Genomic DNA, 13974 nt, shown 5'->3' with positions numbered 1-13974 from the left:
CCTGTGCCGGGGCTTTTCGTGTGCGGTCTAATTAGGCCGTGCAGGCTTCGCTAAGCCTGCCGTTGAAAGTCAGTCGGCATCAAGATGCATCGGCGTCACAACGCGGCCATCTCTCTCGGGCTGCCCCAGGTGGGTATCGATGAAGTACACCCTGTCGTCCTCGAGCTTGGCCTTGTCCACCAGATAATCCTTGATGCTGCTAGCGCGCTCCTGCCCCAGGGTGCGTAACAGGGCTGTGCTTTCGGCCCAGGATTTGAGCACGGCGTTACGAAGGTTGGCGGTGCGCGCGTCACGGTCAAGCTGCTCCCATTCGGCAGGGGGCTGCTGCTTGAGGCGACTGCGGTAAATGCCTTCGAGCATCGCCGGCTTGTCGGCCTCGTCGACCACCATCAGGGACGCATTGGCCGGGACCTTGTCGCCGCGCCGCTGCAGGATCTTGTACCAGGTGGCCTGGTATTCCCGTTCCAGGCGCTGCTGGGCAAGGATGGGGCCGTCACTTGCCTGGGCGCTGGTGCCTTCGATTTCCAGGCGCAGTTCCGGCCGCTTTCTCAGGCCCTCGGCGAGCTTGTCCAGGGACGCCTGAGCGTCGCCTGCCAGCTCGCTGGACCCAGGGGCGAAAGCGACGGTGCCCAAGTCTTCGGCGCCGCCTCCGGCAACCAGGCCACCGATGAGCTTGAACGGTGCCTGCGCGGCGCGCAGCACAAGGTTGCGCAAGGTTTGCCACACGATCGGCATTACGCTGAACAGCGGGTTGTTCAGATCGCCCGCCACGGGCAACTCGATTGAAATCTTGCCGTGCGTATCTTTGAGCAGTGCCACCGCAAGGCGAATCGGCAGATCGACCGCGTCCGGGCTGTCTACCTTCTCCCCCAGCTGCAACTGCTCAACGACTACTTTGTTCTCGGCTTTGAGTTGGCCCTTGGTGATCAGGTAATGCAGGTCCAGGTTCAGCCGGCCTTTGCGGATGCGGTAGCCGGCAAACTTGCCCGAGTAGGGCGTCAGGGTAGTCAGTTCGACGCGTTTGAACACGGCGGCGATGTCCAGGCTCGCGAGCGGGTCGAATGGGTTGAGGCCACCTTTGATGGTGACGGGCGCGTACCGGTCGACCTTGCCTTGCACATCCACTGGGGCAGGGAGGGGCTTGCGGTTATCGATGGTGCCGACCTGGCCGTTGAGCTGTTGCACGGCCGTGGCGAAATTGGGCGTGAGCGACAGGTCGGCGAAGTTGGCCGAACCGTCCTTGATCACGATCTGACCAATGCGGATACCGAGTGGCTTTTCCTCGGTGGCGCTTGCAGGCTGGGACTGAGCCTTGGCAGGCGCATCGGTTGGCTGTGGAATCAACAGGTCATTGATGTTGGTGGTACGGTCTTCATTGATGATGAAGCGTGCATAGGGCTGTTGCAGCGTCACCTTGTCGATCGACAGGGCATCGCCATGCACATACGTCAGGCCATCGAGGTTGACCTGCTGCCATTTGACGAAGTCCCGGCTCTTGATGGTGTCGAGGGTGTGCAACTGATTCACCTGGGCCTTGCCGCTCACCGTCAAGGCCAGCGGCGATGCGCTTTTCAGGTCCACCTTCAGGTCGCTGTCGAGCATGCCGCTGCGCAGCTCCAACAGAATGTAGGGGTTGATGTAGGCTTGCGCCAACCGCAAGTCGATGTCCCGGGTACCGACATCCAGCTTGGCCCACACCGGCGCCAGGTTGACCTGGCCCTGCCCTTGCAGGGTGCCTTGCTTGCCGATGCCGGTGTCGAACTTGACCGTGAAGGGCTTCTGGTTGAGGCTATCGAAGCCCTTCAAGTCAGCGTTCAAGGGGCCTACGTCCAGGCTGACCGGCTCTTTTTGCGTGCGGTCTGCCAGGTGCACGCGGTAGTTCCTGAGCTGGACATCGTTGAGCAGCACCTGCCAGGGCTTGCTCGGGGCCGCTGGCGTCTGCGGTGCAGCGGAGGCCCCTGCGGTGGGCGGCTCGGCCTTTTCTGCTGGCGTTGGCTTGCCAGGCTCGCCGGCAAACAGCACCTGCCAATCGAGCTGACCGTCCTTCTCCAGCGCCGCCCAGGTTTCGAGCTTTTCACTGCGCACTTTGCCGACTGTTACCTGTTGCTTGACCAGATCGACGGAGGCATCACTCAACTCCAGATTGGCGAGCCTTGCCAACGGGCGGCCGTCCGGGGCCTTGATGGCAAAGGGCGCCACCCGCACCGACGCTTTTTCCAAACGCAGTTCGGTCTTGTCTGCCAGGTTGAGCCGATAATGCGTGCTCAGGCTGAGCTTGCCGTCTTCCAGCACCAAGGGCACGGCATCGCGCACATAGGGCCAGAACAGCTTCATCTTGCTGTCGCTGACCTTGAGCGTGCCTTCGGACGCGATAGGCGCCAGGCTCAATGTACCCTGCCAGTCGATGCGTCCACCGTTGGGGCCGTTGGCCACCATGGTCATGTCGGCATTGTCGTTGGCAAGGGTGCTGAGGTTCTTCAGCTCCAGGCCAAGGTTGTCATAGAGAAACTCGATCGGCTCGCTGGGACGCAGGTCTTCGAAACGCACAAAGCCCTGCTCGAGCTTGATGCTGCCGATACGCAGCGGGAAAGGATCGCCTGGGGGTGTATCGGGCTCGCTTTTGCTGGTGGGCAGTTGGAAAAGGCGCGTGAGGTTGAGGGTGCCATCTTTGGCGAACAGCACTTCGGTGCGCGGTTTGACCAGCTCGAGGGCATCAAGGTGCAGCGCGCCGGTCCACAGGCTGTCCAGCGACAGGTTGGCGTACAGTTTTTCGAAACCGACCTGCTCTTTGCCGGGCTCGCCGATCTGCAGGCCCCACAAGGTCAATTCGAGACTGAAGGGGTTGAACTCGGCCCGTTGCAAGTGGGCCGGCACCGTGGCGTAGTGGGCAAGCTGCTGGTTGGCGATACGCAATGCCAGGCCCGGAAGAATGAGAAAGCCAAGCAGGCTGTACAGGGCGAGCAACGCCAGCAATGCGCCGATGGCGCGAGTCAGTCCTTTGTACATGAATCGCTTCGTCTGTCCGGGGCGGGATGCCTTGGAGTATGGCACGTTAAATCAGTTCCGCTGAGTGTCGCCCAGTGCTTATTCGATGCCCATGCGGCGCCTGGCCCTGTGCGCAGAGCCGTCGCGCATGGCCCAGCGCAATACCGGGGCGGTGCCATGCACGCCCAGGCGGATCAACCGTTTTTGCCAATGGCCCTGTTCGAGGCCAAGCTGCTGTTGTGCCCACTGGGGCAGTAGCTCGATACCGGCGTGCAGCATCAGCTTGCCCACGGGTTTTGCCAGCCGGCTGGGTGCCGGGGCGTTGAGCAGAATACCGATGACTTCCTGGCTGCGGGCATCGCAGCTCAGCTGTGGGCGCATCTCATGCAGGTAATGTGCGACCTCACGGCGCGAGCGGGGCACGTCCTGGGCGCCCAGACGCTCGGCGATCAGGGCGATTTCCTGGTAATAGGCGTCCTGGTCGGCCAGGGACAAGCGGGGGTTGCGGTAGCGCAGGTGAGCGGCCAGAAAGCTGCTGACCTCGGCCACATGCACCCAAGTCAGCAGGTGGGGGTCGCTGGCTGCGTACGGGCGGCCATCCGGCGCCGTGCCTTCGACGTGCAGGTGGATCCGACGCACTTTTTCGATCAACCAGTGCGCATCTTCGGTCGCGCCGAACGTGGTCCCTGAAATGAACTGGCTGGTGCGCCGCAGGCGTCCGATCAGGTCATGGCGAAAGTTGGAGTGGTCCCAGACCCCGGCGAGTGCCAGCGGGTGCAGCAACTGCAGCATCAGCGCGCTGATGCCGCCGACCAGCATGCTAGGGAAGTCACCGTGCACGCGCCAACTGATGCTGTTGGGCCCGAACAGGCCAGGGTCGCCTTTGGGCGACTCCAGGTCGAGCTGGCCCAACGCCAGGCCGGTGAGGCTCATGGCTTGTTTTTCGATACGACGGCGAAGCGCTTCCATGGTGACCTGCAGGGCTGGGCAGCCTGGGAAGCGGCTGCCGGTTATCGGTTCAGGCGAGTGTCGATCAACCCTTGGACGACGCCCGGGTCGGCCAGGGTGGAGGTATCGCCCAGGCTGTCGAGCTCGTTGCAGGCGATCTTGCGCAGTATACGCCGCATGATCTTGCCCGACCGTGTCTTGGGCAAAGCCGGCGCCCATTGCAGTAACTCGGGCTTGGCGAAGCTGCCTATCTCCTTGCTGACCAGCGCCAACAGCTGGGCCTTGAGATCCTCATCGGGGCGGACACCGTTCATGGTGGTCACGAAGGCGTATACGCCCTGGCCCTTGAGATCGTGGGGGTAGCCCACCACGGCTGCTTCGGCCACGCTGTCGTGAAGTACCAGGGCGCTTTCGACCTCCGCCGTGCCGATGCGATGCCCGGACACGTTGATCACATCGTCCACGCGCCCAGTGATCCAGTAATGCCCGTCGGCATCGCGCCTGGCGCCGTCCCCGGTGAAGTAGTAGCCGGGCATGGGTTTGAAGTAGGTGTCGACCATGCGTTGGTGATCGCCATGGACAGTGCGAATCTGCCCAGGCCAGCTGGCCTTGATCGCCAGCAGCCCAGCCCCTTGACCCTCTATGACCTGGCCTTTGTCGTCAAGCAGCACCGGCTGCACGCCGAACATGGGTTGGGTGGCGCAGCCAGGCTTGAGGGTCTGGGTGCCGGGCAGTGGCGTGAGCATGATGCCGCCAGTCTCGGTCTGCCACCAGGTATCGACGATGGGGCAGCGGCGCTGTCCGACCTCATTGAAATACCAGTGCCAGGCTTCCGGGTTGATCGGTTCACCCACGCTGCCCAGCAAGCGCAGGCTTGCACGGGAGGTACTTTGCAGTGGCGCATCCCCTTCGCGCATCAGGGCGCGCAGGGCGGTGGGTGCGGTGTAGAAGATGTTGACCTCATGCTTGTCCACGACTTGCCAGAACCGCGAGCTGTCGGGGTAGTTGGGCACGCCTTCGAACATCAGCGAGATGGCGCCATTGGCCAAGGGGCCATACACGATGTAGCTGTGGCCGGTGACCCAGCCGACGTCGGCGGTGCACCAGAAGACTTCCCCCTCCCGGTAGTCGAACACCACGTCGAATGTCATGGCCGCTTGCAGCAAGTACCCGGCCGTGGTGTGCAGCACGCCTTTGGGTTTGCCGGTGCTACCGGAGGTGTAGAGGATGAACAGAGGGGCCTCTGCATCCATGGGTTCGGGTGGGCAGGCTTCGTCGACCTGCTCGATGGCGTGGTGGTACCAAAGGTCGCGATTATCGTCCCAGGCGACATCACCCCCGGTTCGTCGCACTACCACGACGGTACTGACGGCCGGGCAACTGGCCAACGCCTTGTCGACATTCTGCTTGAGGGCGATTCGTTTACCGCCGCGTACGCCTTCGTCAGCGGTGATGACGGTACGGCAGTCGGCGTCCAGGATACGGTCACGCAGCGCGTCCGGGGAAAAACCACCGAACACCACGGAGTGAACAGCGCCTATGCGCGCGCACGCGAGCATGGCGAAGGCGGCTTCAGGGATCATCGGCATGTAGATGCACACCCGGTCACCTTTGGCCACGCCTCGCGACTTCAATACATTGGCCAGGCGACACACCTGGCGGTGCAGTTCACGGTAGCTGATGGCCTGGGTGTCGCTGGGGTCGTCGCCTTCCCATAGCAGGGCGGTCTGCTCGGCCCGCGTGGCCAAGTGGCGATCGATGCAGTTGTAGCTGACGTTCAGTTGGCCCCCGTCGAACCAGCGGGCCTGGCCGGTGCGCAGGTCCGATTGTTGAACCTGTGACCAAGGCCTCATCCAGGTCAGGCGCTGCGCTTGAGCGGCCCAGAAGGTGTCCGGGTCTTCGACCGACTGGCGGTACAGGCGGTGGTAGTCGTCCTGGGAGAGGGCTGCCGCCTGGCTGACGGCGAGGGCGTGCGGGTATTTTCGAATATCGAACATGGCGGTGGTCCTGCTCTTGTGAGGGGCGAGGGACGGCAACGGCTAATGGGTAGGACAGTTTTGCGGGGAGGGGTGTTCCACCGGTCGGCGATTGGGCGGGTACGGTCGATAGGGGCTATGAAGCCGTCGACTGGCTTGCTGTAGGGGCTTGGCCCACGTGCGATGGGCGCTGCGAAGCAGCCCCGGCAATTGCCCAGGGGGCGAATTGCAGAAGCTGCGGCGCATCTCTTGATGCCTTGCCTGGCGAGCACAAGCCCTGCCAGGTAGAGGTCTGATCAGCCGCGATGGCGGCCGCGGAAGTAATTGATCAGGCCTTGAGTAGAGCCGTCCTCGGCCACCTCTTCCTGGCTGCCTACAAGACGCTGGTACACGCCCTTGCCCAGTTCCTTGCCCAGTTCCACGCCCCATTGGTCGAAGGCATTGATACCCCAGACCACGCTCTGCACGAACACCTTGTGCTCATACATTGCCACCAGGGCACCCAGCCGGCGTGGGCTGATACGCTCGACCACCAAGGTGTTGCTCGGGCGATTGCCCGGGATGACCTTGTGCGGGGCAAGCTTCTGCACCTCGGCTTCGCTCATGCCCTTGGCACGCAGTTCGGTCTCGGCTTCTTCTCGCGTCTTGCCCAGCATCAGCGCCTGGCTCTGGGACAGGCAGTTGGCGTACAGCCATTGGTGATGGTCGGCTACCGGGTTGAAGCTGACGACCGGCACGATGAAGTCGGCCGGGATCAGCTGCGTGCCCTGGTGCAGCAACTGGTGATAGGCATGCTGGCCGTTGCAGCCCACACCGCCCCAGATCACAGGGCCGGTCTCGGTTTTGACCGGGGTGCCGTCCTGCAGCACGCTCTTGCCGTTGGACTCCATGTCCAGCTGTTGCAGGTGCTTGGTGATGTTGCGCAGGTAGTGGTCGTACGGCAGGATCGCATGGCTGCTGGCACCCCAGAAATTGCCGTACCACACACCCAGCAGCGCCAGCAGCACAGGCATGTTCTTCTCGAACGGCGCGCTCTGGAAATGCTGGTCCATGGTGTAGGCACCGGAGAGCAGTTCCTTGAAGTTGGCGGTACCGATGGCCAGCGCAATCGGCAGGCCGATGGCGGACCACAGCGAATAGCGCCCACCGACCCAGTCCCACATCGGAAAGATGTTCTCTTCGCGGATGCCAAACGCAACGGCGGCGGCCTTGTTGCTGGACACGGCGATGAAGTGGCGGTACAGCTCGGCTTCCGAGCCGCCCTGGGCCAGGTACCAGGTACGCGCGGCCATTGCGTTCTTCAGGGTCTCGAGGGTGTTGAACGACTTGGACGAGACGATGAACAGGGTGGTTTCGGCGCGCAGGCTGGCCGACAGTTCGTGGAACTCGCTACCGTCGATGTTCGCCAGGTAATGGCAGCGTACACCGCGCTGGGCGTAAGGCATCAATGCTTCGGATACCAGTTCCGGGCCCAGGAACGAGCCACCGATACCAATGTTGACCACGTCGGTGATGGGCTTTTCGCTGTAGCCACGCCACAGGCCATCATGAATGCGGCCGACCAGCTCGGTGATCTGGTTGAGCACCTTGTGCACTTCGGGCATGACGTTCACGCCGTTGACGCTGAGCTTGTCACCCACCGGGCGGCGCAGGGCAGTGTGTAGCACCGGCCGGCCTTCGGAGGCGTTGATGATCTCGCCGTTGAACATCGAGGTGATGGCGTCCTTGAGGCCCACTTCGTTGGCCAGGTTCACCAGCAGGTCACGTGTCTGTTCGGTGATCAGGTTCTTGGAATAATCCAGGAACAGGCCACAGGAGCTCAGGGAGAATTGTTCGAAGCGCTGAGGATCGGCGGCGAAAGCTTCTCGCATGCTGAAGCCTTGCATGGCATTGCGGTGCTGCTTAAGCGCCTGCCAGGCGGGTAGAGCCGTGACATCGTGGGGGGTACGGTAATACGCCATTGCGCGGGGGTCCCTTGGTCCGTGGTGATGCGTTGGACACGGCAGTCATTGCCGGGTTCAGGCTGGCATCATTATAGGCAAAGGCCCGGCGCTGGGAATGGGGGGCGCTCAAGTAGATGGGGTGTCTAGGCACCCCAGGCCGTTCAGGCCGTCTTGTCCTGCACCTGCACGTACAGGTTGTCGATCAGGCGGGTGTTGCCCAGGTAAGCCGCCGCGATGACCACCAGGTCTCGGTCATCGACCATGGCCGGGCGCAGGGTCAGGGCATGTCGAACTTCCAGGTAATCGGGGCGCAGACCGGCTGCGCTCAATTGGGCCTGGCCGTCGGCCACCAGCGCGGCGAAGTCCTTTTGGCCACGGGCGATGGCAGCTGCCATCGTCTGGAGCACGCGATACAGCACAGGCGCCGTTGCCCGCTGCTCGGCGGTGAGGTAGCCGTTGCGCGAAGACAGTGCCAAGCCGTCTGCGGCGCGCACTGTAGGCAGCCCCATCACCTGGATGGGCATGTTCAGGTCGCGCACCATGGCGCGAATGACTGCCAGCTGCTGATAGTCCTTTTCGCCAAAGACCGCGAGATCAGGCTGCACCATGTTGAACAGCTTGCTGACCACGGTGGCCACGCCTTCGAAGTGCCCTGGCCGACTGGCGCCGCACAACCCTTCTGACAGGTTGGGCACGCTGACCCGCGTCTGCACGCTCATCCCGTCCGGATACATTTCGTCCACGGCAGGGGCAAACAGCAGGTTGCAGCCCGATTCGACCAGCAGTTGCTGGTCGGCTGCCAACGTGCGGGGGTATTTGTCCAGGTCTTCATTGGCCCCGAACTGCAGCGGGTTGACGAAGATGCTGGCAACCACGAAGTCGGCGCATTGCGCGGCCTTGACCACCAGGGCCGCATGGCCGCTGTGCAGGTTGCCCATGGTGGGCACGAAGCCGATGCGCTTGCCTTCGCTGCGGGCGCGGGCTACGGCGGCGCGCAGCTCCGGCACGGTCTTGACTGTATTCATGCGCTGAACCCGTGTTCACTGGCGGGGAACGTGACTTGCTTGACGGCCTGGACATAAGCGGCGAGGGCGCTGGCGATGTCAGGCTGGCCGTCCATGAAGTTTTTCACGAACTTGGGTACCCGGCCGCTGAGGGACAGGCCGAGCATGTCATGCAGCACCAGTACCTGGCCATCGGTGGCGCTGCCGGCACCGATGCCGATGACCGGGATGCGCACGGCCTGGGTGATCGCTGCGGCCAGTTCGCTGGGCACGCATTCGAGCAGCAGCATGGCAGCGCCTGCGGCTTCAAGCGCGATGGCATCGGCCTGCATCTGCCGGGCTTGTGCCTCCAGGCGACCTTGTACCTTATAGCCGCCGAGCACATTTACGGTCTGAGGCGTCAAGCCCAGGTGGGCGCACACAGGCACCCCACGCTCGGCCAGCAGCCGGATGGTCTCGGCCAACCAGGCTGCACCTTCGATCTTGACCATGTGGGCGCCTGCCTGCATCAGCGCCGCGCTGTTGGCGAAGGCCGATTCAGGCGTGGCGTGGGCCATGAACGGCAGGTCGGCGAGAATCAACGCGCCGTGATTGCCGCGCTTGACCGAGGCGGTGTGGTAGGCCATGTCTGCCGTGGTGACCGGCAAGGTGCTGTCATGGCCTTGCAAGACCATGCCCAAGGAGTCGCCCACCAGCAGGACGTCGACGCCGGCCTGGCTGGCTGCCTTGGCGAACGTCGCGTCATAACAGGTCAGCATGGCGATTTTTTCACCCTTGGCCTTCAGGCCATTGAGGGTGGAAAGGGTTACTTCAGGCATGTAGAGAGTTCCTCATTCTGGCGCCAGGGGAAACGACTGCATGCAACCTGAGTAGTCATCTTCCGCAGCGGCACATCATCGCGCGTGATGTTCTGGCACAGGTCCGTCCGGGCCTCGATAGGGGGGCGCAACACAGGGGTGCCACGCGGGTCGCCTATAGTCGTGAGCGAAATGAGGGAAGTCAATCACCCTGTTACCGCATTGTTACGATGAGGTTGTTACTGGCGTTACTGCCCTAACGAACGGCCGATTACAGGCGTTCGAGGCCAATGTATGGGCAAGCGGCGAGCAGTTGGGACAATTGGCGGCCATCGGCAAGCCGGAAGTCTGCAGGGACCAGTTCGGCCAGCGGATAGAGCACGAAGGGCCTGGCATGCATGTGATAGTGCGGTACCTGCAGGCGCGGCAGGTCCAGCACCTGGTCGCCGTACAGCAGAATGTCCAGGTCGAGGGTGCGCGGCCCCCAGCGTTCCTTGCGCACCCGGCCCTGGTCGTTTTCGATGGCCTGCAAGGCATCGAGCAGGTCAAGGGGCGCCAAGGCGCTGTCGAGCGCGGCGACGGCATTGGTGTAGCGGGGCTGGCCCGGCAGTAGCGAATCACTGGTGTACAGCGCCGAAGCGGCCACCAGACGCGTCGCCTGGACCTGATCGAGTGCGTCCAGCGCGCTGCGCAACTGCTCGGCCGGGGCATCCAGATTGCTGCCCAGGCCGACGTACACGCGGATGCTCACTCGAAGGCCTCTTCACCGCCGCGCTTGCGCTTGCTGTTGCTGCGCTTGCGCTTGCGGGACGCACCGCCTTCATCACGGCTGCCCAGGTCGCGGATCATGTCGCGGCGCTCGCTGTCATTGGCTTCCTGATACTCGGTCCACCACTGGCCAAGGTCATCGGTTTCTTCGCCAGCGCTTTCGCGCAGCAGCAGGAAATCGTAACCGGCACGGAAGCGTGGGTTGTCCAGCAGCATGTCGGCGCGTTTACCGCTGCGGCGCGGCAGGCGTTCCTGCATGTCCCAGATCTCGCGGATCGGCAGGGTGAAGCGCTTGGGAATGGCAATGCGTGCGCACTGCTCGGCGATCAGGTCATGGGCTGCACCGTTCATGGCCGGAATCGGCGGCACCCCTTGGTTCTGCAGGTGCAGAACGCGCGCTGGCAGGGCAGGCCACAGCAGGGCTGCGAACATGAAGGCAGGCGTTACCGGCTTGCCTTGCTTGACGCGCAGGTCCGTATTGCTCAACGCCTGGCTGATCAGCGTGTGGGTATAGGTGGGGCGGTCCTCCAGCGCCTGGGCACTGGCGGGGAACAGGGGTTCGAACAGCTGCAGGTCGACCAGCATTTCGAACGCCATGGCGCCCTGGCCCGAAAGGAACAGCTTCAGGCTCTCTTCGAACAGCCGCGCCGGCGGTATTTCACGCAGCAACGGCGCCAGTTCGCGAATCGGCTGGACGGTGTGCTTTTCAATACCGAAGTCGAGCTTGGCTGCGAAACGCACCGCACGCAGCATGCGCACTGGGTCCTCCTGATAGCGATGGGTAGGATCGCCGATCAGGCGCAACAGGCGATTGCGCACATCGTGCACGCCGTTGGCGTAATCGAGAATGCGCTCGCTCACCGGATCGTAGTACAGCGCGTTGATGGTGAAGTCGCGGCGCTGCGCGTCTTCTTCCAAGGTGCCATACACGTTGTCGCGCAGGATTCGCCCGCTGGCATTATGGGACGAGCGGTGGCTGTCGCCCTGATCGTCCTCGGAGTGAGGGGCGCGGAAGGTGGCAACTTCAATGATTTCACGGCCGAAATGCACGTGAACCAGCTTGAAGCGGCGGCCGATGATACGCGCGTTACGGAACTCGGCACGCACCTGTTCGGGGGTGGCGCTGGTGGCCACGTCGAAGTCTTTCGGTGTGATGCCCAGCATCAGGTCGCGGACACAGCCACCGACCAGATAAGCCTGGTAACCGGCGCTCTGCAGGCGCTCGACGATGTTCACCGCATGGCGGCTGAACTGGTGGCGCTGCAGCGAATGCTGGCTTTTGTTGATCACCTCGGGCGTGGTGCGCCGGTGGTGCTGGCCCGGTACGGGCGGGCGGAACGACTGGAACAGCTTCTTCAGCATGGGATGCACTGTTTGAAGGAATGTTCGGCCAAGAATATGAGAATGGCCGCATGATGGGCGGGGATTCTAGCATTTACTCGCGGGATGGTGTAGGCGGTCGCAGAATGCCTGCCCAAAGGCAGAAACGACAAGGGGAGCCTAAGCTCCCCAAGAAGTCGTTGCGTGTGCTCTTATTGTTTTTTTTGCGGGCTTCTTGTTTTTGTTGAGTGCCCTGCCACTAAGCGTGAAGCTTGTGGACGACCCCCAAACCAGGGGTAAAGAGCAAACGGATTGCTTTGGCCGCTGATGTCACGTTGATCGTCGATCCATCCAGTTCAGGTGCTGCTTTATAGTGCAGTTTTTGTTGTTCTCTGCCTGGGTGTGGGGCAAGCCCCAAACATGCATCCTCTCCAAAAGAATCAGTTAGCTGCGCCTCCGCCGTCTTGTTCTTATTGTGCGTGAGTCGTTTCGTCTTGTTCTTATTGTGGGTTGCAGTGCTTGTTATTGTTTTTGTACTAAGCATATAGCAGAAGGCGTGCCAACTTTGGCTGGCCCAGCAAATCCGGGGGTTTGGCTATTTTTGCAGGGGAGCATGCCAAGTGCGCGGCGTGTTTTTCGTTACCGTTTACCTCGGCAACTGTTACGCACCTGCAGGCAGGTAACAGATTTTTGCGGCGGGGGGACGCGGGGGAATCAGCCTGAGGCCCCGTTACGGGGAACAAGCCTGCAGGGTGACCGAAGACGGGCAGGAGACGCCTCCTGCCCGGTCGAATCAGTTCTCGCTGGTGGCGTTGCTTTTGCGGCGTGGAATGCCCAGGCGCTGCCTGCGCTCCCAAAGGCACTTGCGACTGACGCCCAGCTTGCGTGCCAGCTCGGTCTCGGTCATGTGGTCCTGGTGCTCGAGCACGAAATGCTGGAAGTAGTCCTCCAGCGACAAATCTTCGGTCGGCTCATGACTGGCCGTGGCGGCACTGGCTGCGGTCAGCGCACTGTCGAGCAGCTCGTCCTCGTCCAGATCGCTGAGCTCGATGTCGATGCCCAACAGCTCCGCCGAAATTTCCGGGCTTTCGCTCAGGATGACTGCGCGTTCCACGGCATTTTCCAGTTCTCGTACGTTGCCGGGCCAGCTGTAATGACGAATGGCCTGCTCTGCCTCGGGTGAGAAGTGCAGGTCGTCACGCCCGATCCGCGCGCACTGGCGGGCCAGGAAGGCGCTGGCAATTTCGTTCACATCGCTGCCGCGCTCGCGCAGGGCAGGTAGCTTCAGCGCGATCACATGCAAGCGGTAGTACAAGTCTTCACGGAACTGACCGGCCTTGGCCAGGTTTTTCAGGTCCCGGTGAGTGGCCGCGATCAGGCGCACGTCGACCTTTTGCGACTGCACCGAGCCCACCCGCCGAATCTCGCCTTCCTGAAGCACGCGCAACAGGCGCGCCTGGGCTTCGAGCGGGAGTTCGCCGATCTCGTCCAGGAACAGAGTGCCGCCGTCAGCGGCCTCCACCAACCCAGCCCGACCTGCGCTGGCACCGGTAAAGGCGCCCTTTTCATGACCGAACAGCTCGGATTCGATGAGCGTCTCGGGAATCGCTGCGCAGTTGACCGAGATCATCGGTGCCTTGGCCCGTCGCGACAGGTTGTGCAGCGCACGGGCGACCAGTTCCTTGCCGGTACCTGACTCACCCTGGATCAGCACATTGGAGTCGGTAGGGGCGACCTTGCGGATCTTGCTGAACATGTCCTGCATGGGGGCGCAGGAACCGATGATGCCGATATCCCCATTGGTCGCCGGTGCGTTGCCTTTGTCCGCCGGGGCAGCCTTGGCGGAGGCCAGGCGTGGCTCAGGGGTTGCAGGTGGCGCGCTTGGCCGATCACGCAGGATGCGCGCAACGGCCTGGAGCATTTCATCATGATCGAACGGTTTGGCGATGTAGTCGACCGCACCCATTTTCATCGAGTCCACGGCCGAGCGCAGGCTTGCGTAGCTGGTCATGATCAGCACCGGCCTGCCCTCGCCGAGCTTGATCAGCTCGGTACCGGGGGCACCGGGCAGGCGCAGGTCGCTGACGATCAGGTCGAAGGTCGCAATGCTGAAGCGCTCCTGTGCTTCCTGCACCGAGCCGGCTTCGCTGACCTGGTACTGGTTCCGTTCGAGCAGGCGTCGCAGGGCTGAGCGGATGATGGTTTCGTCTTCGACGATCAGAATATGCGGCAT

The 13974-nt window shown here is 62.6% G+C and carries 9 protein-coding genes; all 9 read right to left on the bottom strand.

Going from position 1 to position 13974, the window contains the following annotated elements:
- Positions 1-69 precede the first annotated feature (69 nt).
- Complete coding sequence (locus ACF8E5_RS21905) at positions 70-3006, bottom strand: DUF748 domain-containing protein (RefSeq protein WP_392475799.1); 2937 nt, start codon at positions 3004-3006, stop codon at positions 70-72.
- Positions 3007-3084: 78 nt separating this feature from the next.
- On the bottom strand, positions 3085-3954 hold the full coding sequence (locus tag ACF8E5_RS21900) for an oxygenase MpaB family protein (protein WP_196185686.1): 870 nt from the start codon (positions 3952-3954) through the stop codon (positions 3085-3087).
- A gap of 41 nt (positions 3955-3995) precedes the next feature.
- Positions 3996-5930: an acetate--CoA ligase gene (gene acs, locus ACF8E5_RS21895; protein WP_392475798.1), complete on the bottom strand. Its 1935-nt coding sequence runs from the start codon at positions 5928-5930 to the stop codon at positions 3996-3998.
- Positions 5931-6205: 275 nt separating this feature from the next.
- A complete protein-coding gene (gene pgi / locus ACF8E5_RS21890; protein WP_392475797.1) occupies positions 6206-7870 on the bottom strand; it encodes a glucose-6-phosphate isomerase in 1665 nt (554 codons plus the stop codon).
- Between the two features lie 143 nt (positions 7871-8013).
- Positions 8014-8877, bottom strand: coding sequence for a pantoate--beta-alanine ligase (gene panC / locus ACF8E5_RS21885; protein ID WP_058639189.1), 864 nt, complete (start codon positions 8875-8877; stop codon positions 8014-8016).
- Positions 8874-9674, bottom strand: coding sequence for a 3-methyl-2-oxobutanoate hydroxymethyltransferase (panB, locus tag ACF8E5_RS21880; RefSeq protein WP_058639188.1), 801 nt, complete (start codon positions 9672-9674; stop codon positions 8874-8876). Before panB ends, panC begins: the two co-directional genes overlap by 4 nt.
- Positions 9675-9924: 250 nt before the next feature.
- The gene (folK, locus tag ACF8E5_RS21875; protein WP_058604749.1) at positions 9925-10404 is read right to left on the bottom strand and encodes a 2-amino-4-hydroxy-6-hydroxymethyldihydropteridine diphosphokinase; all 480 of its coding nucleotides are present in this window, start codon (positions 10402-10404) and stop codon (positions 9925-9927) included.
- Positions 10401-11783, bottom strand: a complete 1383-nt coding sequence (locus tag ACF8E5_RS21870; RefSeq protein WP_145253489.1) for a polynucleotide adenylyltransferase PcnB — start codon at positions 11781-11783, stop codon at positions 10401-10403. Before ACF8E5_RS21870 ends, folK begins: the two co-directional genes overlap by 4 nt.
- A gap of 751 nt (positions 11784-12534) precedes the next feature.
- On the bottom strand, positions 12535-13974 hold the full coding sequence (locus ACF8E5_RS21865) for a sigma-54 dependent transcriptional regulator (RefSeq protein ID WP_058604747.1): 1440 nt from the start codon (positions 13972-13974) through the stop codon (positions 12535-12537).

This window comes from Pseudomonas sp. WSY_20, assembly GCF_043104335.1.
In the GTDB taxonomy this organism is placed as follows: domain Bacteria; phylum Pseudomonadota; class Gammaproteobacteria; order Pseudomonadales; family Pseudomonadaceae; genus Aquipseudomonas; species Aquipseudomonas parafulva_B.
The sequence above is the reverse complement of the archived record's forward strand: the minus strand, read 5'-3'. Positions and strand labels throughout refer to the sequence as shown.